The sequence below is a fragment of the Thermostichus sp. OS-CIW-31 genome (assembly GCF_054060305.1).
On sequence record NZ_JBSSDA010000004.1, the window covers coordinates 115,607 to 137,581 of the forward strand.

Annotated in this window: 31 protein-coding genes; 24 read left to right on the forward strand and 7 right to left on the reverse strand. The window is 58.9% G+C overall.

Annotated features, from left to right (window positions below; translation table 11 throughout):
* The first annotated feature begins 312 nt into the window (after positions 1 to 312).
* The 23 genes from rplC to ACVWY9_RS04110 all read left to right on the forward strand — a co-directional run bounded on the left by rplC (position 313) and on the right by ACVWY9_RS04110 (position 13,809).
* Positions 313 to 957, forward strand: coding sequence for a 50S ribosomal protein L3 (gene rplC / locus ACVWY9_RS04000; RefSeq protein ID WP_011434152.1), 645 nt, complete (start codon positions 313 to 315; stop codon positions 955 to 957).
* A gap of 51 nt (positions 958 to 1,008) precedes the next feature.
* Entirely contained in the window at positions 1,009 to 1,959 is a 951-nt protein-coding gene (gene rplD, locus ACVWY9_RS04005) for a 50S ribosomal protein L4 (RefSeq protein ID WP_457387573.1), read from the forward strand.
* Complete coding sequence (locus ACVWY9_RS04010) at positions 1,952 to 2,251, forward strand: 50S ribosomal protein L23 (protein ID WP_414330452.1); 300 nt, start codon at positions 1,952 to 1,954, stop codon at positions 2,249 to 2,251. The genes rplD and ACVWY9_RS04010 overlap by 8 nt, the downstream gene beginning before the upstream one ends.
* A gap of 49 nt (positions 2,252 to 2,300) precedes the next feature.
* Positions 2,301 to 3,185: a 50S ribosomal protein L2 gene (gene rplB / locus ACVWY9_RS04015; protein ID WP_414344282.1), complete on the forward strand. Its 885-nt coding sequence runs from the start codon at positions 2,301 to 2,303 to the stop codon at positions 3,183 to 3,185.
* 66 nt (positions 3,186 to 3,251) lie between these two features.
* Complete coding sequence (gene rpsS / locus ACVWY9_RS04020; protein WP_414331934.1) at positions 3,252 to 3,533, forward strand: 30S ribosomal protein S19; 282 nt, start codon at positions 3,252 to 3,254, stop codon at positions 3,531 to 3,533.
* Between the two features lie 45 nt (positions 3,534 to 3,578).
* Positions 3,579 to 3,953 carry a 50S ribosomal protein L22 gene (rplV, locus tag ACVWY9_RS04025; protein WP_457387574.1) on the forward strand — a complete coding sequence of 125 codons (375 nt, stop codon included), beginning with the start codon at positions 3,579 to 3,581 and terminating at the stop codon, positions 3,951 to 3,953.
* Between the two features lie 42 nt (positions 3,954 to 3,995).
* Entirely contained in the window at positions 3,996 to 4,766 is a 771-nt protein-coding gene (gene rpsC, locus ACVWY9_RS04030) for a 30S ribosomal protein S3 (protein WP_011434158.1), read from the forward strand.
* Positions 4,767 to 4,821: 55 nt separating this feature from the next.
* Positions 4,822 to 5,289 carry a 50S ribosomal protein L16 gene (gene rplP, locus ACVWY9_RS04035; RefSeq protein ID WP_011434159.1) on the forward strand — a complete coding sequence of 156 codons (468 nt, stop codon included), beginning with the start codon at positions 4,822 to 4,824 and terminating at the stop codon, positions 5,287 to 5,289.
* 13 nt (positions 5,290 to 5,302) lie between these two features.
* Positions 5,303 to 5,524, forward strand: a complete 222-nt coding sequence (gene rpmC, locus ACVWY9_RS04040; RefSeq protein ID WP_457387575.1) for a 50S ribosomal protein L29 — start codon at positions 5,303 to 5,305, stop codon at positions 5,522 to 5,524.
* A complete protein-coding gene (gene rpsQ, locus ACVWY9_RS04045) occupies positions 5,524 to 5,775 on the forward strand; it encodes a 30S ribosomal protein S17 (protein ID WP_011434161.1) in 252 nt (83 codons plus the stop codon). Before rpmC ends, rpsQ begins: the two co-directional genes overlap by 1 nt.
* Entirely contained in the window at positions 5,772 to 6,140 is a 369-nt protein-coding gene (rplN, locus tag ACVWY9_RS04050) for a 50S ribosomal protein L14 (RefSeq protein ID WP_011434162.1), read from the forward strand. The genes rpsQ and rplN overlap by 4 nt, the downstream gene beginning before the upstream one ends.
* On the forward strand, positions 6,140 to 6,538 hold the full coding sequence (rplX, locus tag ACVWY9_RS04055; RefSeq protein ID WP_457387576.1) for a 50S ribosomal protein L24: 399 nt from the start codon (positions 6,140 to 6,142) through the stop codon (positions 6,536 to 6,538). The genes rplN and rplX overlap by 1 nt, the downstream gene beginning before the upstream one ends.
* Positions 6,539 to 6,604: 66 nt before the next feature.
* On the forward strand, positions 6,605 to 7,147 hold the full coding sequence (rplE, locus tag ACVWY9_RS04060) for a 50S ribosomal protein L5 (protein ID WP_414328930.1): 543 nt from the start codon (positions 6,605 to 6,607) through the stop codon (positions 7,145 to 7,147).
* Between the two features lie 59 nt (positions 7,148 to 7,206).
* Positions 7,207 to 7,617 (forward strand): 30S ribosomal protein S8, encoded by a 411-nt coding sequence (rpsH, locus tag ACVWY9_RS04065; RefSeq protein WP_011434165.1) that lies wholly within the window; start codon positions 7,207 to 7,209, stop codon positions 7,615 to 7,617.
* 33 nt (positions 7,618 to 7,650) lie between these two features.
* Entirely contained in the window at positions 7,651 to 8,196 is a 546-nt protein-coding gene (rplF, locus tag ACVWY9_RS04070; RefSeq protein WP_011434166.1) for a 50S ribosomal protein L6, read from the forward strand.
* A 7-nt stretch (positions 8,197 to 8,203) separates the two neighbouring features.
* On the forward strand, positions 8,204 to 8,572 hold the full coding sequence (gene rplR, locus ACVWY9_RS04075; protein ID WP_414355943.1) for a 50S ribosomal protein L18: 369 nt from the start codon (positions 8,204 to 8,206) through the stop codon (positions 8,570 to 8,572).
* 18 nt (positions 8,573 to 8,590) lie between these two features.
* A complete protein-coding gene (gene rpsE / locus ACVWY9_RS04080) occupies positions 8,591 to 9,127 on the forward strand; it encodes a 30S ribosomal protein S5 (RefSeq protein WP_011434168.1) in 537 nt (178 codons plus the stop codon).
* A 37-nt stretch (positions 9,128 to 9,164) separates the two neighbouring features.
* Positions 9,165 to 9,617 (forward strand): 50S ribosomal protein L15, encoded by a 453-nt coding sequence (gene rplO, locus ACVWY9_RS04085; protein ID WP_457387577.1) that lies wholly within the window; start codon positions 9,165 to 9,167, stop codon positions 9,615 to 9,617.
* Positions 9,618 to 9,758: 141 nt separating this feature from the next.
* Positions 9,759 to 11,057 carry a preprotein translocase subunit SecY gene (secY, locus tag ACVWY9_RS04090; protein ID WP_011434170.1) on the forward strand — a complete coding sequence of 433 codons (1,299 nt, stop codon included), beginning with the start codon at positions 9,759 to 9,761 and terminating at the stop codon, positions 11,055 to 11,057.
* A complete protein-coding gene (locus ACVWY9_RS04095; protein WP_011434171.1) occupies positions 11,057 to 11,638 on the forward strand; it encodes an adenylate kinase in 582 nt (193 codons plus the stop codon). The genes secY and ACVWY9_RS04095 overlap by 1 nt, the downstream gene beginning before the upstream one ends.
* Positions 11,639 to 11,676: 38 nt before the next feature.
* Positions 11,677 to 12,450: a type I methionyl aminopeptidase gene (gene map, locus ACVWY9_RS04100; RefSeq protein WP_414344308.1), complete on the forward strand. Its 774-nt coding sequence runs from the start codon at positions 11,677 to 11,679 to the stop codon at positions 12,448 to 12,450.
* Positions 12,451 to 12,580: 130 nt separating this feature from the next.
* Positions 12,581 to 12,805, forward strand: coding sequence for a translation initiation factor IF-1 (gene infA, locus ACVWY9_RS04105; RefSeq protein ID WP_011434173.1), 225 nt, complete (start codon positions 12,581 to 12,583; stop codon positions 12,803 to 12,805).
* 23 nt (positions 12,806 to 12,828) lie between these two features.
* Positions 12,829 to 13,809, forward strand: a complete 981-nt coding sequence (locus ACVWY9_RS04110) for an alpha/beta fold hydrolase (protein WP_457387578.1) — start codon at positions 12,829 to 12,831, stop codon at positions 13,807 to 13,809.
* Positions 13,810 to 13,952: 143 nt separating this feature from the next.
* On the opposite strand, the gene ACVWY9_RS04115 is transcribed toward ACVWY9_RS04110, so the two are convergent.
* The 7 genes from ACVWY9_RS04115 to ACVWY9_RS04145 form a co-directional block, all read right to left on the reverse strand.
* Positions 13,953 to 14,840 carry a PRC-barrel domain-containing protein gene (locus tag ACVWY9_RS04115; protein WP_011434176.1) on the reverse strand — a complete coding sequence of 296 codons (888 nt, stop codon included), beginning with the start codon at positions 14,838 to 14,840 and terminating at the stop codon, positions 13,953 to 13,955.
* 78 nt (positions 14,841 to 14,918) lie between these two features.
* Positions 14,919 to 16,067, reverse strand: a complete 1,149-nt coding sequence (locus ACVWY9_RS04120; RefSeq protein WP_414330180.1) for a glycosyltransferase — start codon at positions 16,065 to 16,067, stop codon at positions 14,919 to 14,921.
* 93 nt (positions 16,068 to 16,160) lie between these two features.
* Entirely contained in the window at positions 16,161 to 16,613 is a 453-nt protein-coding gene (locus ACVWY9_RS04125) for a QcrA and Rieske domain-containing protein (RefSeq protein WP_414330183.1), read from the reverse strand.
* A gap of 235 nt (positions 16,614 to 16,848) precedes the next feature.
* On the reverse strand, positions 16,849 to 17,418 hold the full coding sequence (locus ACVWY9_RS04130; protein WP_457387579.1) for a Uma2 family endonuclease: 570 nt from the start codon (positions 17,416 to 17,418) through the stop codon (positions 16,849 to 16,851).
* A 237-nt stretch (positions 17,419 to 17,655) separates the two neighbouring features.
* Positions 17,656 to 19,542, reverse strand: coding sequence for a R3H domain-containing nucleic acid-binding protein (locus ACVWY9_RS04135; protein ID WP_457387595.1), 1,887 nt, complete (start codon positions 19,540 to 19,542; stop codon positions 17,656 to 17,658).
* 54 nt (positions 19,543 to 19,596) lie between these two features.
* Entirely contained in the window at positions 19,597 to 20,637 is a 1,041-nt protein-coding gene (locus ACVWY9_RS04140) for a Light dependent period protein LdpA domain-containing protein (RefSeq protein WP_457387580.1), read from the reverse strand.
* 88 nt (positions 20,638 to 20,725) lie between these two features.
* On the reverse strand, positions 20,726 to 21,169 hold the full coding sequence (locus ACVWY9_RS04145; RefSeq protein ID WP_011434182.1) for an NAD(P)H-quinone oxidoreductase subunit N: 444 nt from the start codon (positions 21,167 to 21,169) through the stop codon (positions 20,726 to 20,728).
* A gap of 275 nt (positions 21,170 to 21,444) precedes the next feature.
* Between ACVWY9_RS04145 and msrB the strand changes: the two genes are divergently transcribed.
* Positions 21,445 to 21,936 carry a peptide-methionine (R)-S-oxide reductase MsrB gene (gene msrB, locus ACVWY9_RS04150; RefSeq protein ID WP_414380695.1) on the forward strand — a complete coding sequence of 164 codons (492 nt, stop codon included), beginning with the start codon at positions 21,445 to 21,447 and terminating at the stop codon, positions 21,934 to 21,936.
* Positions 21,937 to 21,975: the final 39 nt, after the last annotated feature.

Sequence of the window (21,975 nt, forward strand, 5' to 3'; positions counted from 1 at the left end):
TTAGCAGGTAAGTCTGAGCAGCTCTCAACAAAAGCAGTTTGGCGTGCAGCTTTGGGGGTGAACTAAGCAAAAGGCTCAGCGTTGCCGGCGCTGAACTTGGCCTCGGGGTATCCCTACCTTGCTCTTTCGCCTCAGCCGGCAGACTCAGCTTTGTCTTGAGCTTCCTGCTGCCACGCTATTGCTGTATGCCTATCCATCCGGCTAACTGAGCCATTGGCCTACGGCCCGCTTCGCGAACGGCTAGCCGATTGTCGGAGTGAGCTGGCTCTCAGTTGATGAAAACGAGTCGTGCAGGCTCGATTGGAGGTTCTTGTGGCACTTGGCATCCTCGGAAGAAAAGTCGGCATGACCCAGATCTTCTCTCCAGAAGGGCTGGCCATTCCGGTCACTGTCGTGCAGGCGGGGCCTTGCACCGTGACCCAGATCAAAACCCAAGCCACAGATGGCTACAACGCCATTCAGTTGGGCTACTTGCCCACTGCCGAAAAGCATCTCACGCGGGCGCAGCGGGGCCACCTCACCAAAGCGGGGGTGACAGAGCTGCTGCGCCACCTGCGGGAGTTCCGGGTTGACCAGCCAGAAGCCTACCAGTTGGGGCAGAAAATTACCGTCGAGATGTTCTCCCCTGGCCAATTGGTGGATGTGGCAGGTACCTCCATCGGGCGAGGGTTTGCCGGCTATCAAAAGCGCCACCACTTCGGTCGTGGCCCCATGTCCCACGGCTCCAAAAACCACCGCCGACCGGGCTCCATTGGCGCCGGTACAACCCCAGGCCGCGTGTTTCCGGGGATGCGCATGGCGGGGCGGCTGGGAGGTGGCCGAGTCACCACCCGCAAATTGCAGTTGGTGCAGGTGGATCCGGAGCGGGATCTGTTGGTGATCAAGGGCTGCGTGCCCGGCGTAGAAGGAGGGCTGCTGGAGATCACCCCTGCCAAGCAGGTGGGCAACAAGCGTTAGGGGAGGGATCCCTGGCAAAGGCTGACCCGCATCCGCAAAGACGAGGAAACCATGGCAAGTTGTGTGGTGAAAAATTGGCAAGGGGAAACGGTGGGCAGCGCGGAGCTGAGCCTTAAAGTTGCTCGTCCCGAAACAGCCGCCCACATCCTCTATCTGGCACTGCGCCGGCAGATGACCAATGCTCGTCAGGGCAACGCCCACACCAAGACCCGAGCTGAGGTGCGCGGCGGCGGTCGCAAGCCTTGGAAGCAGAAAGGCACCGGTCGGGCCCGTGCCGGCTCCATCCGCTCCCCACTTTGGCGCAAAGGGGGGGTGATCTTCGGCCCCCGCAAGCGGGAATACAACCTGGCCATGAACCGCAAAGAACGGCAACTGGCCCTGCGCACCGCTCTGCAAAGTCGGGTGGAAGACCTGATCGTCGTGGAGGATTTCCAGGAGCAGCTCAACCCGCCCAAGACCCGCGCCGTGGCCCAGGCTTTGCTGCGCTGGGGGGTGATGGAAGATCAATCGGCCCTGCTCATCGTTGCCGAACGCTCGGAAGCCGTAGAGCGGGCCGTGCGCAACATCGCCCGCGTTAAGCTGATCGGCCTGGATCAGATCAACGTTTTCGATCTGCTCAACGTCGATTGGGTGCTGATCACCGTTTCTGCCCTAGAGCAGCTCAAGGCCCGTTGGGGATCCGACGCTGCGCCGGCAGTTCTGGAGACTCCCTCTGAGGATGCACCTCAGGCCGACATAGCCGAAGATCAGGCCCTGCCCGGAGATGGACCGGAAGATCAGGCCGTTCCAGAAAGCGAACACGAGGAAGCAGAGCAAACCCCAGCCCAACCTGAGGCCCAGGAAAACCAAGCTGCCCTCCAAGGACGTCCAGCAGATCCGCAGGGGCCAGAAGAGCAAACCGAAGAGCCCCAAGATCCAGCAGAAGAACTGGCTCAAGGAGCAGAGCCGTCAACGGTAGAAGAGGCCGAAGCAGCCCCAGCAGAGGAGGAAAGCGATGACTGAGAGCAAGCGGATCCTGGCCGACGTCCTGTTGCGCCCCGTCATCACCGAAAAGGCAACCGCCTTGATGGAGCAGCGCAAATATGTCTTTGAAGTGCTGCCCACCGCCACCAAGCCGCTCATCCGAGCTGCCGTCGAAGAAATGTTCCGCGTGCGAGTTACTTCCGTCAACACCCTGAAGCTCCCGCGCAAGCAACGGCGGGTGGGCCGCTTTGTGGGCTACCGCACCCGTCCCAAGCGAGCCATCGTGACCTTGGCGGAGGGAGATTCCATCACCCTCTTCCCGGACACCTAACCCCCCTTTTTGAGCTGTTGTCATCCCATCCCCCACCCCTACCCGAGCCATGGGCATTCGTACTCTCCGACCCTACACCCCCAGCACCCGTCACATGACGGTCTCTGACTTCGAGGAGCTGTCCCGTGACGAGAACGGCAAGCGGCCCAGACCGGAAAAGTCGCTGCTGCAATTTATTCACCGCAAGAAAGGGCGCAACAACCGTGGCGTCATCACCTGCCGGCACCGCGGTGGTGGCCACAAGCGGCTTTACCGCATCATCGACTTCCGTCGCGACAAGCGGGGGATCCCGGCGACCGTCAAAACTGTGGAGTACGATCCCAACCGTAGCGCCCACATCTGCCTGGTGGAATACGAAGACGGCGAGAAACGCTACATCCTCGCTCCCCGCAACCTACAGGTGGGATCCACCATCATGGCTGGGCCAGAGGCCCCCTTTGAGATCGGCAATGCCATGCCCCTGGAGCGGATCCCCTTGGGAACGGTGGTTCACAACGTGGAGCTGTATCCCGGTCGCGGCGGGCAGATCGTTCGCGCCGCCGGGGCTGGCGCTCAAGTGGTGGCCAGAGAAGGCAAATATGTCTCCCTCAAGCTGCCCTCCGGCGAAGTCCGCATGATCCGCGGCGAGTGCTACGCCACCATCGGCCAACTGGGCAACGTTGACCACAACAACATCAGCCTGGGCAAGGCGGGTCGCAGTCGTTGGTTGGGGCGCCGTCCTAAGGTGCGTGGCTCGGTGATGAACCCTGTGGATCATCCCCATGGTGGCGGGGAAGGGCGAGCCCCCATAGGCCGCAGTACCCCCGTCACCCCTTGGGGCAAGCCCACCCTGGGGTACAAGACCCGCAAACGCAACAAGCCCAGCAACAAATTCATCGTGCGCGGTCGCCGTCGCGGAGGCCGCCGGGACAAGGGCGGAAGGGCTGCTCAGTAGCCGCTGGCCATTCGCTCCCCGAAGCTTTTTCGACAGTGAATTGCTTATCAAACGGTTGAGGTTCTTATGGGACGTTCGCTGAAAAAAGGCCCCTTTGTGGATGCCAAGCTGCTTCTCAAGGTGGAGAAGATGAACGAGCGCAACGAGAAGCACATGATCAAGACCTGGTCGCGGGCCAGCACCATCTTGCCGGTCATGATCGGCCACACCATCGCCGTTCACAACGGCAAGCAACACGTGCCCATCTACATCACCGATCAGATGGTGGGTCACAAGCTGGGGGAATTCGTTCCCACCCGTACCTTCCGCGGTCACGCGGGGAGCGACAAAAAAGCCGCTCGCCGTTGAGAGGAATAACGAACAGGAAAGTATCGAGTAGGCAAGGAGAGGGCCATGGCCGATTCATCCCCTGAGGTTAAAGCGGTAGCCCGCTATATCCGTATGTCCCCCTTTAAAGTGCGGCGGGTGTTGGATCAGATCCGTGGGCGCACCTATGCCGATGCCCTGATTCTTTTGGAGTTCATGCCCTACGCTGCCTGTGAGCCGGTTCGTAAGGTGCTGCGCTCGGCGGTGGCCAACGCAGAGCACAACAACGGCTTGGATCCCTGGGATCTGGTGATCAGCCAGGCCTATGCTGATCAGGGGCCCGTCCTGAAACGGTTTCGCCCCCGCGCCCAAGGGCGGGCCTACCCCATTCGCAAGCGCACCTGTCACATCACCATCGCCGTCCGGCCCATAGAGGAAGCTGAAGCGGCGACGGCCTCTTAACCTCCTGTATTTCTAGCCCTTTACCCTTCAACCGACACCACCATGGGACAGAAGATCCACCCCACCGGTTTCCGCCTCGGCGTGATTAAGGAGCATCGCAGCCGCTGGTTTGCCGATCCAGCCCGCTACCCAGCCTTGTTACAGGAGGACGACCAGATTCGCACCTACCTGACCAAGCAACTGAGCAGTGCTGGTTTGGCCGATATCCAAATCGAGCGCAAAGCGGATCAAATTGACCTGGAGATCCGGGCTGCTCGCCCTGGGGTAGTTGTGGGTCGGGGCGGATCCAGCCTAGAGACTTTGCGCCAAGGTCTACAGAAAGAGCTGTCCGCGCTAGCGGGACAAAGCCCTGGTTCACGAGGTGGTGGCGAGCGAACCATTCGCATCAATGTAGTAGAGGTCACCCGTGCCGATGCCGAGGCGACCTTGTTGGCGGAAAACATTGCCCAACAGTTGGAACGGCGGATTGCCTTTCGCCGCATCGTGCGCCAGGTGATCCAACGGGCCCAGCGGGCAGGTGTACAAGGGATCAAAATCCAAATTGCCGGGCGTCTGAACGGGGCCGAGATTGCCCGCACCGAATGGACGCGGGAGGGGCGGATCCCTTTGCATACTTTGCGGGCCGACATCGACTACGCCGAGCACCTCGCCCACACCACTTTCGGCATCATCGGGGTCAAGGTCTGGGTCTTCAAAGGGGAAGTTCTGCCCGGGCAGGAACGCCACGAACAGAAGTTTCCCCTGCAACAGCCCAAACGTCGGCAGCAGCGGCGGCGGCCCACCTTTGAAGATCGCTCGGCTCAGGAGGCCTGAGGGCCAACACCGGAACGTCCAGGGATCCCTATCGCAGTTGACTTAAGGAACGGCCATGTTAAGCCCCAAACGCACCAAGTACCGCAAGCAACAGCGCGGGCGCATGAAAGGCAAAGCGACCCGTGGCAACCGCATCAACTTTGGGGAATACGGCCTTGTGGCCCTAGAACCCGCCTGGATTACAGCTCGACAGATCGAGGCCAGCCGTCGAGCCATGACCCGCTATGTTCGGCGGGGCGGCCAAATCTGGATTCGCATCTTTCCCGACAAGCCCGTTACTCAGCGAGCCGCGGAAACCCGCATGGGATCCGGCAAAGGCAACCCTGAGTACTGGGTTTGTGTCGTCAAGCCGGGCCGTATCCTCTTCGAAATGGGGGGAGTGGCAGAGCCTATCGCCCGCGAGGCCATGCGCCTTGCCGCCCAGAAGCTGCCCATTAAGGTCAAGTTTGTAACCAAAGCCGACTTTGAAAAGCCAGAGCCCGCCCAGGCAACGGCTTCAGAGGTGGCCACCAGCAGTGTATGAGGAGAGTTCAGCCATGCCCATGCCCAAAATTGCTGATGCCCGTGCTTTATCGGACGAAGAGCTGAGCAACGAAATCTACGCCGTCAAGAAAGAGCTGTTTGAGCTGCGTTTGCAGCAGGCCACGCGGCAGTTGAACCAGCCCCATCTCATCCGGCTGCGCAAACACAAGCTGGCGCAACTACTAATTGTGGAGGGAGAGCGTAAGCGGGGCAAACGCCCAACCAAGGAGGAGTAATGGCTGTTCGGGAGAAGATTGGCATTGTTGTCAGCAACAAGATGCAAAAAACGGTGGTTGTTGCTGTGGAAAATCGAGTTGCTCACCCGAAGTACGGCAAGATCGTCGTCAAGACCAAGAAGTTTAAGGCCCACGACGAGGAAAACCGCTGTCAAGAAGGGGATCTGGTGCGCATCACGGAAACCCGTCCCCTTAGCCGCACCAAGCGTTGGCAAGTTGCCGAAATCCTGAGGGAGGTGAAGAAACTATGATTCAGCAGCAAACTATGCTGACGGTGGCCGACAACACCGGTGCTCGCAAGATGATGTGTATTCGCGTGCTGGGCAGCAGTGGCCGTCGCTACGCCAGCTTGGGCGATGTGATCATTGGTGTCGTCAAGGATGCCCTGCCCAACATGCCCGTCAAAAAATCCGATGTTGTCAAGGCCGTTGTTATCCGCACCGTCGATACGGTACGTCGCCCTGACGGCATGTGCATCCGCTTCGACGACAACGCCGCCGTGATCATCAACAATGATGGCAATCCCCGTGGAACTCGTGTTTTCGGCCCTGTAGCCCGCGAGCTGCGGGAGAAAAACTTCACCAAGATCATCTCCCTGGCCCCGGAGGTACTCTGATGGTTCGCCCCCTCAAACCCAGCCAAATTCAGCGCCTAGTTCGGCGCCCCGGCATTCGCAAGCACCGCAACAGCCTGCGCTACAAAATGCGTATCAAGCAAGGGGATACCGTTCAGGTGATCTCCGGCGATGACAAAGGCAAAATCGGCGAGGTGCTGCGCGTTTTTCCCGAACGCAACATGGTTTTGGTGGAAGGGGTTAACATTGTTACCTACCACCGCAAACCTCAGCGAGAAGGGGAAAGTGGCCGAATTGAGACCAAGGAAGCTCCCATTCCCGTCTGCAAAGTGATGGTCTATTCCAAGAAGCAGGAGGTGGCCAGCCGTATCGGCTATCAAATCACCGCCGATGGTCGCAAGGTTCGCGTCCTTAAGAAAACGGGTGAGATTCTCGACTAAGCTTTTGATCCCTTTCCACCATTGGTTTGGCTCTGACCCAGCCCAGAGCCGCAAGGAGAAGCCACCATGCCCCAGCGTCTGCAAATCCACTACAACACCGTCATTGTCCCCAAGCTGCAAAAGGAGTTGGGCTACACCAACATCCATCAGGTGCCCCGCCTGGAGAAGATCGTCATCAACCGCGGCTTGGGGGAAGCTTCCCAAAATGCCAAGGCTCTGGAATCCTCCATTGCCGAGATCAGCGCCATCACCGGTCAGCGTCCGGTGATCACCCGCGCCAAAAAGGCAATTGCCAGCTTCAAGATTCGCAAGGGCATGCCGGTTGGCCTGATGGTGACCCTGCGACGGGAGCGCATGTATGCGTTTTTGGATCGCCTGATCAACATTGCTCTGCCCCGTATCCGTGACTTCCGCGGTGTCAGCCCCAAGGCCTTTGATGGACGAGGCAACTACACCCTCGGCATCCGTGAACAACTGATTTTTCCCGAAATCAACTATGACTCTGTGGATCAGTTGCGAGGTATGGATATCTCCATTGTGACCACTGCTAAAACCGACGAAGAGGGCCGTGCCCTGCTCAAAGCGTTTGGCATGCCCTTTGCCTCCTAGGTTGCCCACCCTGACTTTTCTTGATCTGCATCGATCTTCCGAGGAGCACTGACCCACCGATGGCCCACACCAACGACACGATCGCCGATATGCTCACCCGCATTCGCAATGCCACCATGGCTCGGCACGAGTCGGTGGCAGTTCCGGCCACCCGCATGACCCGCAGCATCGCTCGCGTTCTTCATGAGGAAGGGTTCGTCAGCGAATGGAAGGAGGAGGGAGAAGGGATCCAAGCCCGAGTGGTGTTGCGATTGAAGTACAAGGGCAAAGGCCGCAACTGCAGGCCCATCATCAATGGCTTAAAGCGGGTGAGCCGACCGGGTCTGCGGGTTTACCGCAACCACAAAGAGCTGCCCCGAGTGCTGGGAGGAATTGGGATCGCCATCATCTCCACCTCCAACGGCATCATGACCGACCGGGAGGCTCGTAAGCAGGGCATTGGTGGTGAAGTCCTCTGTCTTGTCTACTAGACCTTAAGTTTTCTCTGGTCAGGAGTTTTTCCCATGTCCCGTATCGGTAGACGCCCCATCGCCCTTCCTGCCAAGGTGGAGATCCAGATCGACGGCCAACACATTGCAGTGAAAGGCCCGAAAGGTCAACTGTCCCGCAGTTTGCCGCCCTTGATCACAGTCCAGCAAAACGCTCAGATGCTCACGGTCAGCCGTCTCAACGATTCTCGTCCTGCCCGCCAACTGCACGGCCTCTGCCGCACCTTGGTCGCCAACATGGTAGACGGAGTGTCCAAGGGATTTGAGCGGCGGCTGGAATTGGTGGGCGTGGGCTACCGGGCTGCCATCCAAGGCAGCAAGTTGGTTTTGAACGTCGGCTACAGTCACCCTGTGGAGATCCCCTTTCCCCCCGGCATCCAAATTGCCGTTGAGGGAAACAACATCATTGTTGTCTCAGGCACAGATAAAGAACTGGTGGGCAATACTGCCGCCCGCATCCGAGCGGTCCGGCCTCCGGAGCCCTACAAGGGGAAAGGGATCCGTTATCTAGGGGAACAAGTTCGCCGCAAGGCAGGTAAATCCGGGAAAGCGAAGAAGTGAATAGCCTATGAAAGCCAGCCGCAAAATCACCACCCAACGTCGTCATCGGCGCATTCGCCGCAAAGTCTTCGGCACTGCCGAGCGGCCTCGCCTGGCCGTGTTTCGCTCCCATCGACACATCTACGCCCAGGTGATCGACGATGTAGCCCAGCATACCTTAGCCTCCGCCTCCACCTTGGACAGGGAGCTGCGCGAAAAATTCAAAGAAACCGGGACGGCTACTCAAGAAGCGGCTGCCTTGGTGGGCCGCTCAGTTGCTGAACGAGCCTTACAGATGGGCATTTCCCGCGTGGTTTTCGATCGGGGGGGCAAGCTCTATCACGGGCGCGTTCAGGCTTTGGCAGAAGCTGCCCGAGAAGCAGGGTTACAGTTCTAGCTACTGAGGACATAGCACATGGCTGAGCAGAGGGAACGTCGCAGAAGCAAAAAAAACCGCGAAGAGCAACCCACCGAGTGGCAAGAGCGGGTCATCCAGATTCGCCGCGTCACCAAGGTGGTCAAGGGCGGCAAGAAGTTGAGCTTCCGCGCTGTGGTGGTGGTCGGCAACGAGCGGGGCCAAGTCGGGGTTGGCGTGGGCAAAGCCAACGATGTGATCGGAGCAGTGCGCAAGGGAGTTGTGGACGGTAAAAAACACCTCATTGAGGTGCCCCTCACCAAAGGTTTGTCCGTACCCCATCCCATGCAGGGGGCAGGCGGCGGTGCCACCGTCTTGGTCATGCCAGCAGCTCCCGGCACAGGCGTCATCGCAGGGGGGGCAGTCCGCACCGTTCTGGAGCTGGCGGGTGTACGCAACAGCTTGGCCAAGCAACTGGGATCCAGCAACCCCCTCAACAATGCCCGTGCCACCATCGATGCGCTGCGGCGGATGCGTACCTTCAAGCAGGTGGCCCAAGACCGAGACATCGATGTGCGCCGCCTACTTGGCAAGTGATGGACAGGTATATCGAGCAAGTGAGCCAGAGGTAGCCATGCGACTGGAAGACATTCGGCCTCAAGCAGGTTCGACGCGGCGGCGGCGGCGCCTAGGTCGTGGCGTCTCTGCTGGACAGGGAGCCTCCTGTGGCAAGGGGATGCGGGGGCAAAAGGCCCGCAAGGGGGGTGGTACACGACCCGGCTTTGAAGGGGGGCAGACTCCCCTCTACCGGCGTTTGCCCAAGCTTAAGCATTTCCCTCGCTACAGGCGGCGTCTGGAATACACCCTGGTTAACCTGTGCGCCTTGGCGGATCTGCCTGCCGGCAGCGAGGTCAGCCTGGAAAGCCTGATGGAACGAGGGATCGTCACCACCAACGATGGCCCGCTGAAGATCTTGGGAGATGGGGAAGTCAGCGTGCCCCTGACGATCAGGGCGGCGGCTATTACCGCTTCAGCCAAAGCCAAGATCGAGGCAGCCGGAGGTCGGGTGGAAATCTTGGGATCCTAGACCGCCCCTTCCCGTTGCTCTGGCCGGCTTCTGCCGGGTGGCGCTGAGTTGCACTTTTTTGATTTTGCCGACTGCTCCACCAGCAGCGTAGAGTGGTAGATAGCTAACCTTGCCCTTTGCTCCCGCGAGATTCTCTTCCCTATGGTTGACACACGAGGTTCCGCCCCCTCTGCCCAAGAGACCTTTATGCAGATGGCTATGGCCTCTGGCCTGCGCAGCCGTCTGTTTCTCACCTTGGGCTTGCTGCTGTTGGTCAGACTGGGCATTTACATCCCCATTCCCAGTATCGATCGGGCCCGCTTTGCTGCCGAAGCTGCCAACAGCCCTGTGTTTGGCTTGCTGGATGTCTTCTCCGGCGGAGGGATTTCTGCTTTGGGAATTTTCGCCCTTGGGATCCTGCCTTTCATCAATGCCTCAATTATCATGCAGTTGCTGGTCTCGGCCATTCCAGCCTTGGAGAACCTGCAGAAAAACGAGGGAGAACAGGGGCGGCGGCAGATTTCTCAGTACACCCGCTATGTCACCTTGGTTTGGGCCATCATCCAGGGCATTGGCATTTCCTTTTGGGTGCGGGAGTTTGCCAGTACCACCAATGAGTTGGCCTTCATGGCCTCCACCACCCTGGCTCTGGCGGCGGGATCCCTGTTTGTGATGTGGCTGGGAGAGATGATCACGGAGAAAGGGGTGGGAAGTGGCCCTTCGCTCTTGATCTTCGTCAACATTGTTGCCACTCTGCCCCGTGCCCTCGGACAGACTATTAGCCTGGCCCGTGCCGATAGCAGCACCATCGGTGGCATCTTGCTGTTGCTGGCAATCTTTTTGGTCACCATTGTCGGCATTGTCTTTGTCCAAGAAGGCAGCCGCAAGATCCCTATCGTCTACGCCAAGCGCCAGGTGGGCAACAAGCTGTTCCGCGAGCAGAAAAGCTATCTGCCCCTGAGGCTAAACCAAGGGGGGGTGATGCCGATCATCTTTGCCTACTCGGTGATGTCCCTGCCTCTGGCCCTGGCCCAGTACACCCAAAACCTGACTTTGGTGCAAGTGGCCAACTTCCTATCCCCCACCTCCTGGTTCTACATTCCTTTTTATTTCGTGCTGATCCTCTTCTTCAGCTACTTCTACGCCTCTTTGCTCATCAACCCGGTGGATCTGGCTCAAAACTTGAAGAAGATGGGGGCCAGCATTCCAGGGGTACGCCCGGGCAAGGCCACTGCCGAGTATGTCGAAGGGATCCTCAACCGCCTGACGCTGCTGGGGGCTTTGTTCCTGTGCGCGGTGGCCATCATCCCGACGACGGTGGAACGGGCAACCGGCATCACCACTTTCCAAGGTTTGGGGGCGACCTCGCTACTGATTTTGGTGGGGGTGGCGATCGAGACCTCCAAGCAGATCCAGACTTATGTCATCTCACAACGCTACGAAGGGATGGTCAAACAGTAGTGCCGAGGTTGATCTTTCTGGGGCCGCCGGGGGCGGGCAAAGGTACACAGGCGGAGCGGCTGGCGGCCATTTACCACACGCCCAAAATTTCCACAGGCGATCTGTTGCGGGCCGAGGTGAAAGCCCAAACGCCCCTGGGGTGCCAGGCCAAGGTTTACATGGATGCGGGAGAGCTGGTGCCCGACGAGGTGCTGATCGGAATGGTGAAGGGGCAGTTGCAGCAGTCTCCGGAGCAGGGCTGGATCCTAGATGGATTTCCTCGCACCTTAGCCCAGGCAGAGGCCTTGGAAGAGCTGCTGCAAGAGCTGGGCCAAGATTATGACTACGTCCTCAACTTGGAGGTGCCGGATGAGGTGGTGGTGGCCCGGCTGCTGGCCCGGGGCAAGGAACAGGGGCGCAGCGATGATGCGGATCGGTCGGTGATTCTCAAGCGTCTGGAGGTCTATCGGCAGCAGACGGCTCCCCTAATTGATTTTTATGAGGCCAAGGGGCGCTTGCAGCGGGTCAACGGCAACCAGCCGATGGAATCCGTACAGGAACATCTGCAGGCTCTTTTGGAAGGCTTCAGGAGGACGGCGTGATCAGAGCAGGAGCTGGAAATCCCTCCCAGCGGCGAGGCATGCAGCTTATTGAGATCAAATCTCGCCGCGAAGTGGAGAAAATGCGGCGGGCCGGTCGGGTGGTGGCCCAAGTATTGCAGGAGATCGCGGAGCGCCTAGAGCCGGGCTGGACTACGGCAGATATCGATACCTATGCTGAGAGACGGGTGGCCCAACTCAATGCTTTGCCCAGTTTCAAGGGCTACTACGGCTTTCCCGCCTGCGTTTGTGTCAGTGTCAACCATGAGGTGGTGCACGGGATCCCCAGTCCCCGTAAAGTGGTGCAGCCGGGAGATGTGGTCAAAGTGGATTTTGGTGCCATCGTCGAGGGCTGGCATGCGGATTCCTGTATCACCATCGGCCTGGAACCCCTGAGCGACGCAGCTCGGGATCTGATCGATACAGCGGCCAAGGCCCTGCAGACGGGCATCGACTGTGTGCGCCACGGCGTTTGGCTTCAGGATGTCTCAGGCGCCATTGAAGATTACATCGAGGGGCGGGGCTATTCTGTGGTGAAGCAGTATGTCGGCCACGGGGTGGGGCGCAACCTGCACGAGGAGCCGCAGTTTCCCAACTATCGCACCCGCGATCTGCCCAATCCCAAGCTGCGCTCCGGCATGACAGTGGCCATTGAGCCGATGGTGAATGCGGGGGGAGAGGCAACCCGAGTGTTGCCAGACCAGTGGACGGTGGTCACGGTGGATGGCTCTTGGTCAGCTCAGTTTGAGCACACGGTCTTGGTTACCGAGTCTGGAGCAGAAATTTTGACCGATCGCACGCCTTTTCAGTCCTAAGGGATCCCCTGATGAAGGACTGCAACGGTTAGGATAGAAGAGATGGAGTATATTTTCATTTCTTAACAGCGCGTGTCGTCGCAGCTGTGGATTGTTCTGTTGTTTGTTATGTCGTTTTTGGGAGGGCTCATTGTCTAAGGAAGATGCCATTGAAATGGAGGGGGTTGTTACGGAATCCCTGCCCAACGCCATGTTCCGAGTGGATCTGGACAACGGCTTCAACGTGCTCGCTCATATCTCCGGCAAAATTCGCCGCAACTACATCAAGATCTTGCCCGGCGACCGGGTTAAGGTGGAGCTGAGCCCCTATGACCTCAACAAAGGGCGCATCACCTACCGCCTTAAGAAAAAGTAGGTTCCCTAGCTGGGCTGCTGAGGATGAAAGAGCTGAGCCAAGTTCTCAAGATCGGGCTCTGGACTACTGTCGGCGGCTTGGGTGCTCTAGCCGTTTTCAACGCTTGGATCTCTTCCCAAACTCAGCCTCTGCAGAGCCTGCTGCCGGGAGAGGAAAGGCATCACTTCTGGCGCGGCCATCGCCTGTTTTACAAGGTCATGGGATCCGGCCAGCCGTTGTTGCTGGTGCACGGCATTGGGGCAGGCTCCTCCAGCTATGAGTTTCGTGCCATTATGGCGGAGCTGGGGCAGCACTATCAAGTCTATGCTCTGGATTTGTTGGGGTGGGGCAACTCAGAACGTCCAGATTTGGAGTACACCGGCAGTCTCTACGCCGAGATGATCGGGGATTTTGTCCAGCAGGTGATCGGGCGACCGTGTCACGTCATTGCCAATTCCCTCTCGGCAGGGTTTGTGCTGCGCTCGGCCCGCCTACAGCCCCACCATTGGCAGAAGCTGCTGCTCATCGCCCCTCTGGGAGACAACAGCCTCATCCCCGATTCCCTCGGGATCCCTTTGGCTCAGATTGCCTATGGATTTCTCAGCCTGCCCGTTTTGGGGTTGGCCTTCTACAACGGCATCACCGCCCCCTGGAGTGTACGCTTGTTTACAGAGCAGAGCTTGTTCTCCCCCGGTTATGCCCTGGATGATGGGGTGGTGGACTACTATTACCGGGCAGCCCACCAGGCGGGGGCTCAATTTGCCCCCCGTTCTTTTCTCACCGGCAGGCTCAATTTGCCCATCCAAGACGACTTTCGCGTGGTGGCCAAGCCCATGGCTCTGGTCTGGGGAGAACAAAATCGTCTCACCGACCCAGAACAGGCAGAGCGGTATCGCGCTTTGCGCCCGGAGGTGCCGATATACCGGTTGCCAGGGGCTGCTTTTCCGCACATTGAAGCGCCGCAGACCTTTTTGTCGGTGGCTTTGCGCTTCTTGGCCGAAGCCGATCCTGCCCTGCCGGGATGACGGACAGGGGATCCCTTTGCCCCTTGGCAGAAAAAAGTGGGAGATTGGCGCAAGAAGCAGCCCTAGCGCCAGGGGTAAGGGCCGTGCTCTCGGTTGACGTGACCATCCCGAGCGCAGAGGGGAATTGGTACGAGTCCGGCAACTCAAGTGGGCTCCCCGGCCTTATCTTCCCAGGGATCACCATCCACAGGAGTGGAGCTGGAAGGAGGAGGGGCAGGCTCAGAAGGAGGGGCCTCTTCTTTGGCATACTCCTGTTCCCAAGCCGGTTGTTCGGGGGCGGGTGCGGGCTCAGGCGGGCGTGGACGCACAGGCTGCGGCTCAGGTTCAGGCTCTTCTTCTGCGTAAACGTCTTCTTCTTCGGCCTCGTATTCCTCGTCGTATTCTTCTTCGTAATCTTCCTCGACGGCGGAACTCTCGACAGCACTGGGCAGGGCAGGAGCAGGGCTAACTCCGGCTTCCCAAGGGGGCTTGCCGATTCCCAGGGTTTCCAAAATCCCCTTGGCCAGTTGGGTTAGGCGGGTCTCAGCGCCATCGGCAACAATGAGGCGATCCCCGCCCACAGAGACAATCTCGTCAGTGGAGAGCAGATAGGTGCTGAGGATAAAGCCAGGTAAAAAGGTGAGGCCAAGGTTGGAGAGCACCAAGCCCGTGATGATGCCGGAGACGGAGTTGAACTCAAAATCCTTAACTTTGCCGAGGCGGATCCCTTCCTCGGTTACCACCTCGCTGCCAACCACGCGACTCAGGCCCTCCAAATCCAAGTTATCGAAAACTTCTTCGCTGGGGACAAGAACTGCATCCTGACCCAACGCTGTTACTTGCCGCAGCTCCATCAAACGGGGGGATCCGGCAAGGGCTTTTTCCAGCACCCCCAGCACCAGAACCTGCTTGGCTTCCAGATCCGCCCAAACTTCGCTGACTACCCCAAGCCGGGCTGCGTTGCCCTGGCTGATCACCTGCGTTCCCAGAACCTGTGACCGCCGACGAACCTCTGATCGCACCAGCGCAACAGATCCTTTCCCAGTCGTCATGATGGTTTCCCCGTCGTAAGTCAAAACGTTCCCGTTGTTGGGCTGCGTGTCTGACACAGTTCGCCAGAATTAAGTAAGTTAATAGTACCACTGCCTGTCTCCTCCCTCGCGGGCTGCCCAGGTGGGATCCCGGCCAATCTGCCTGCTCCAGGCCAGAAACTGCTCTGCCATCGCGCCCAGGGAATAGTGCTCTTCTGCCCGTTGCCGACAGCGGCTCCTGTCGATGTGATCTAGGCGCTCTACAGCCTCTGCCAAAGCTGCCACGTTGTCCGGCTCGACGATCCAGCCGGTTTCTCCATCGCTGACAATTTCCGCGGGCCCACCCCGGCGGTAGGTAATCACTGGCACGCCACAGGCCAAAGCTTCCACCGCCACCAAGCCAAAGGCCTCCACCCACTTGGGGGTCATGATCAAGGCTGAGCATTGCCCCAAGATCCGCTGCATTTGCGGGGTGGGCAAAAACCCTCGGTAATCCAATTGGGCATGCGGGTACTGCTCTTGGATCTGCTGCCAGTAGCCTGGCTCTTGCAGGTGGCCTAGGATCACCACCGGCCTTCCCGTCTTCTCGGCCAGGGCAGCACAGTCTTCTAGGCCCTTCTCCGGGGCAATGCGGCCAATCCAACACAGGGATCCATTCCCTTGGGGCACAAAGTCGTAGAGGCGCAGATCCACCCCGCAGGGCAGATAGACAAAGGGATCCCGACCTGCCGCCATCTCGGCTCGGGCAAAGGCAAAGGTCTGGGCTTGCGCCCGCGAATGCACCGCCAGCCGACCAGGGTAGCGATGGGCAATGTGCTCTAGAGCCTGATCGACGGCATCGCTGAGGGATCCCATGCTAACAATGTGGGCCACCGGGGTGCGGAAAAAATCCGTCAAATAAAACGAGAGCCAATCGTAGCTCCAGTTCACGATTAGATCGAACTGATCTTGCAGGTGGGCAGCCCGCTGCCACAGGTTGGCCAGCAGAGAGGGGGTGTGGATCAGAACCGGCTGATCGCGGCGCTGGGTTTGCGCATAGGCCGGGGGAAGGCCCGCCACCGGCTCGATCACCTCCTCCGGCAACTCCGCCATTCGGGATCCCACAGGGGCCAACACCCGCACTTGGGATCCCATCTGGAGTAAGACACGCGTCAGGTTGGCAAGATTGAGCTCCACACCACCACCGGCCCCGGATCCCAGAGGTCCAACAGGGGTGGAGAGGAACAGATAGCGGTAGGGACGAGCCATAGGGAGAGCCTCGGTAGCTCAGCCCATTGTCTTCTCAATCCGGATACCCGACTCCTTTTGCCTGGCCTCAAAGCCCACAGCCTGCCCAGAACTTTATGAGGCTTTGGCTACAAAAATTTCTCCCTTCTCCACCTTGACCTTGTAGATGGCCAGGTCTGCCTTGGCCGGGCCACGGGTACGGCTGCCATCGGCAGCAAAAGCCGAGCCATGACAGGGGCAGACAAAGTTCTCCCCCCGCCAGTTCACATCACACCCCGCATGGGGACAGGCGGCATCCAAAGCCAGCAGAGAATCTTCTTTTTGCGGATCCCCGACCAGCCAGAGGGTGGCGGTGTTTTTCCCAAAGGCGTTTTCCACCTTGAAGGGGCCATCTTTGAGATCGGCCAGAGTGGCAACTTTCACAAACTCCGGCTCAGAAGCCTTAGAGCCAGAAGCAGTTCCCTGGGCCAGGGCAAAACGGCGCCGGGTAAACCCAGGTAACCAACCCACCAACGAGCCAAACCCGAGAGCCAGCCAGCGAAGAAAACCACGACGATTGTTGTACATGGCTATGTGTCCTTGGAGGTGTGCGAAATGTAGGTCATGAGCCAGCAAAAGACCGGCCCCTTCAGAAGGGATCCCGGTGCAAATGCTGCCCTTAACATCTTGTTACACCAGAACGGTTTCGGCCAGGGCCAAGCCGCACTTTTTCCGGCTAGAGTACGCAGCAGCAGGCATCTTGGTTGCTTCATTGATTTGGCCGATGGGATGGGATCCCTTTCGGCTGTTGTACGCCTGGAGCCTAGGGTCGGGAGGTAAACAGCTCAGCAACCGCGCAGGCAAAGCCGGGCAACAGGGGAGAAGACAACGCATCCTGAGCCAACAGCGTTTCTACCAAGACCAACTGGGCCTGTTGTCTGCGATACACCTCTACTCTCTGAGCCAGCCGATCGACGATCCAGTACTCTTGCACCCCATGCACAGAGTAGAGTTTCCGTTTTGCCAAGCGGTCTCGATCCTCATGAACTTTTCCAGGTGATAGGACTTCAACCACCAGCTCAGGGGCACCCCGAAAATGTCCTGCTTCATCTTGAATCTGTGATAGCCGCTCATAACTAACCCAAACAACATCGGGAGACACATTATCAAATTCGGAAAAGAGGATCCCTGGCATGATTGAGGGTTCTCCCAATCCTGTTTCTAGCGACCACCGATGCAGTGCGGAGAACAAACACCCGATAATGTGCTGATGTTTGTGATGAGGAGAGCGAGTCACCAGCAGTTCTCCGTCGATGATCTCGTAGCGGATCCATTCATTCTCTGGAAGAGCCTCGATATCCCGAGTGGTCCAGCGTACTTCTGTAGCAGTCATTAGCTATCCCTATAGCAATAAATGGTGCTATGCCCAGGGCACCCTGCTGCTGTACCTACGACACTGGGCCGACACCTGCAGCGCTGTCGCAACAGCGGGAACCGCACTTGGCGTAGCCAAATCTTAGCCCAGGATCCCGTTCACAGAAGCGAGACGGAGTCCTTCCTCTCTAACCACGACGGCTCAATGGGTAGAGCTTCTACGGAGCTGAACTATCGGTTGAGCTATCGTGTGGGGCTAGTTGGGATAGATGCGCAAGCGGCGATTGGGCTCTTCGCCAAAGCTTTGGGCCCGCAGGTGGTAATGTTCCACCAACTGGTGTTGGAGCTTGCGGATCAGAGGCGAACGGGGCAAAAGTTCCACCGGCTGAGACTTGGGAATGACAATTTGCTCCACCGCCAGGCGGGCTTCTTCCAGAGCTTCGGTTTCATCGCCTGAGCTGGCGCGAATGAACAGCTCCAGGTCGGAATCGGATCCCTCTTCGCTTTCGATGTTGAGAATATGGCGCAGGGCGCGAGCCAGGGCAATCAGAGTATTGGCCTTAACGGTGTGAATCGGGATCTGGCGGGAGTGGGCCATCTGCTGGATCTTGGAACGGCTGCGCACTTGGGATCGCAAGGCCAAGACAATGTCTGCCTCGTCTAGATCTTTGGTGACATCCGCCGGCAGTTTCAGGGTTTGGATCACCTGCTCCAGGTAGAAGCGGCTCACTCCGTAGGGGTAGATCATCAGCGGCCCATCCGGATTCTGCTGCCGTCCTGTCGGGGCTAGGGCGGATCCCTCCCAGTCCAAATCTTCTTCTTCGTCAGAGCCGGATTCTACTCTGGATTCGGCCACCACCTGAGGGGCAGGACGGGATCCCGCCGGCGTTAACGGGACAGAGTCCTCTTGCCTATCCAGGAGCAAACCCGATGCTCCTCCCTGCGGCGAGCGACTCTCAAGCGGTTCTGAGGGCAGAGCTTCCATCCGTCCAGAGCGTTGCCATCCTCCCCGCTCCCGTGCTGCGGAGATTGTGCTGCCGGCAGGGGGCCATTGGGGGCCAGATAGAGCCGGGCGCCCGTTTGCGCCAGCGGTGCTCCGCACTATCACCACCTGGCCGCGTTCGTCTAGACTGCGGGTTTGGGTCAGCGGCTCGCGGTTGCGCAAGAGGCGATCCACAGTGGCGGCCACATCTTCGTGGATGACCCAGCGGGATCGCTCCAGCATCTCTATGGCAATCTCAAACGTAGGGGGAGCTTTGCGCTCCAACACACTCTTTTGAGAGCCGCGCCGCCGCGCCTCTTCATCTCCCAGGGTGACGGATTGGATCCCGCCTACCAAGTCGGAGAGGGTGGGATTTTTGATCAGGTTGTCGATGCGGTTGCCATGGGCGGTGGCCACCAGTTGTACCCCCCGCTCGGCAATGGTACGAGAGGCCAAAGCTTCCAGTTCAGTGCCGATCTCGTCGATAACTACCACTTCGGGCATGTGGTTTTCCACTGCCTCGATCATCACCTTGTGCTGCAGCTCTGGGCTGGCCACCTGCATCCGTCTGGCCCGACCAATACCCGGATGGGGCACATCGCCATCGCCGGCAATCTCGTTGGAAGTGTCGATAATGACCACTCGTTTGCCCAGCTCATCGGCCAGCACACGGGCAATCTCCCGCAAGGCCGTGGTTTTGCCCACCCCCGGTCGGCCCAGCAACAGCATGGAGCGCCCCTGTTCCACCAGGTCGCGGATCATGCTGATCACGCCGATAACGCAGCGACCCACCCGACAGGTAAGGCCGATGATCGTGCCTTGGCGGTTGCGAATGGCACTGATCCGGTGCAGGGTAGAGGCAATGCCTGCGCGGTTGTCACTGCTGAACTCTCCAACCCGGCTGATCACCTGATCCAAGTCGGCCCGGGTGATCACGTCTTCTGAAAGGTAATCGGCAAAGCCGGGGAAGCGGGCTTCGGGGCGGCGACCCAAATCCAGCACCACCTCCACCAACCGATCCAAGTGGGGATGCTGTTCTAGGCGCTCACGAATCGGAGCAGGCAGGATATCCAAAAGCTTACTCAGGTCGTCGCTGTATTGAACCTGGCCGGGAAAGCCGGTACGTTCACGTAAGCGGTGCGGAGCACTTTCCGGATCCATCGACGGACTTGGGGTTGAGGGCTGTACGGGGAAACTCATGGCTGAGCAACGTCGTTAAACGCAGGAAAAACAGGTTTGCCTAAAAGCAACGGATCGCCGCTTTACTTGCTGCACCAACTGCTTTGCCAACGGGATCCCTGCCACCAATCCAGGATTCCATCCTGACTCCGATGAGCTGTGAGCTGGCCCTTCCAGATAGGCTGACACCAACTGTCGCGCGTAGCTGCCGAAGGCTACCCCCGCCACCGGCCACCGGGGATCCAACAGCGGCAGCGTTTGGGCATTGGTTCCTCCCGCCAATTGCACATAGCCCGGCAGGCCCATGTTCAGCACCTTCTCGGCCAATTTCAGGGTGGCTTTGCCGGTGCCAGCTCCAATATCCCCACTCATAGGCCGGCCATCCACCTGCCAGATCAACACCTCCGGCAAGGGATCCATGAGGGCCAGCAGATCCCTCAAATAAGCCTCTAGGCCCGGACCATCGTTAAAGCTAATCGAGATGGCCTGGAGCTGAGGTAGCCAGGGCTTCAGGGATCCCCACAATTGCTCGAATGACCTCTGGCGACCAATGCAGGTGTGGATCTCCACCGCCTGAATGCCCAGCTCGACCAAAGGCGGCAAAACTTCTGACAGAGCCACTTGGTAGCCGAAGGTAGCAATGCGCCGGTGGGGGCAAACCGGCTCGCAGCGCCCACAGCCGTAGCACAGCTCTGTCTGGATGTGGACTTGAGCAGGAAGGGCTGCCTGGGTCAAGGCATGGGGAGGACAGACTGCCAAACAAGGCTGAGGACAGTCGGCAGGACAGACGGGAGCCGTCAGCACCGCCTTGCGGAAATGCACGTCTTCGCCGTCATTGACGCTGACCATCAACCAAGGGGATCCCGCCTGGGGATCTTCGGCTTGTGCCCGTTGGATCCCTTCTTGAGCGGCCCGCACTATGGCCGGATCGGCAGCAACATCAATGCAATCTGCCCCGGCCAGCGTGTAAAGGAAAGCCAGCTCCCGAACCGAGGGCAAGTGGTGGAAACTTGCGCCGCAGATCAGCTTAAACCAAGTACCCTGTTGCAGCGAGGCGGTTGGCAAGGTCACAGGCACGAGAAACCGCTAGCAGGATGGGGATCTGAGCCGCAGGCCATCTACTTGAGATGGTAGCAAAGAAATTTCCAGGATCCCGAAGAGAGGTTCAGGCGCTCTGCAGAGGTTGCCAACGAATTGACCGTTCTCGGCCCAGTTCCACCACAAACTTCACTCCCTTGTCTTCCCGACTCAGCTTCACCAGGTAGGAGAGTTCCTGTTGGCTGAACACATGCCCTTCGTAAAACCAGAACACCAACCCCTTAGCTTTTGGGGGCAAGGTGGCCCGATACTGCTCGATCAACGCGGGAAAGAAATAGGTGCGCCGCTCCGATTTGCCCAGCGTGGCAGGCCGTACCCCATGAATGCGCGTCAAATAGCTGGCCAGGTCCCCGATTCCCTTACTGGAGAGGGTGACCACCTCATACCCAGCTCCGCGCAGCCGCCGCAGGTAGTGCCCCTCGGATCCCCCCTCTGGGGTTACATAGATGGCCAAAGCTCCAGCTTGCTCCAGTTGCTGTACAAACTTTGCACCTGAGCCGACCAGCAGCATAGGAAAAACTCCATGACTCGTCTAGGGTTGGACAAGCAGCCCACCTGCGCTCATTGTAACGGGATGGCGACTGAAGCTGGGGATAGAAGCTGCCAATGGAACCCATAGAATACTGGCTATCTCCCTGTTTTGCAGAAGGGAGCGTAAAGAAGGGTTAAGATACGGGTAACCTGCTTGCAGGTCTCAACCCACAGGTGGCGGACAAAGGCGGATGGATCCCCCTAGTAGGGATGGCCTCCCCGCCACTTACACAGCGACAACAGATGAACCTCATCATGCGACGACGCGAGCTGTTGACCTTGGCGGTGGCCGGGTTGATTACAGCACCCCTCAGCTTAGCAGGAGAGCAAAGAGCAATGGCCCAACAGACTTATCCCTTCACCAAAACCGACGCCGAGTGGCGGCAACTGCTCACCGAAGAGCAATACTATGTGCTGCGCCGAGAGGGCACTGAGCCCCCCTTCCGCAACGCTTACTACGACAACAAGGCCCCAGGTATCTATGTCTGTGCCGGCTGTGGTCAGGAGCTGTTTTCCTCGGCGGCCAAGTACGACAGTGGCACCGGTTGGCCCAGCTTTTGGGAGCCGATTGCTCCCCATGTGATCGGCACCAAGACGGACTGGAAATTGTTTGTGCCCCGCACGGAAGTCCACTGCTCTAACTGCGGTGGGCATCTGGGGCATGTGTTTCGGGATGGCCCCCCACCCACGGGTTTGCGCTACTGCATCAATTCTGCTGCCCTCAAGTTCATCCCAGCCACCACTTAGAAATCCTCTTGGCTCCAGCTAAAACTGAGCCGCCTGTCT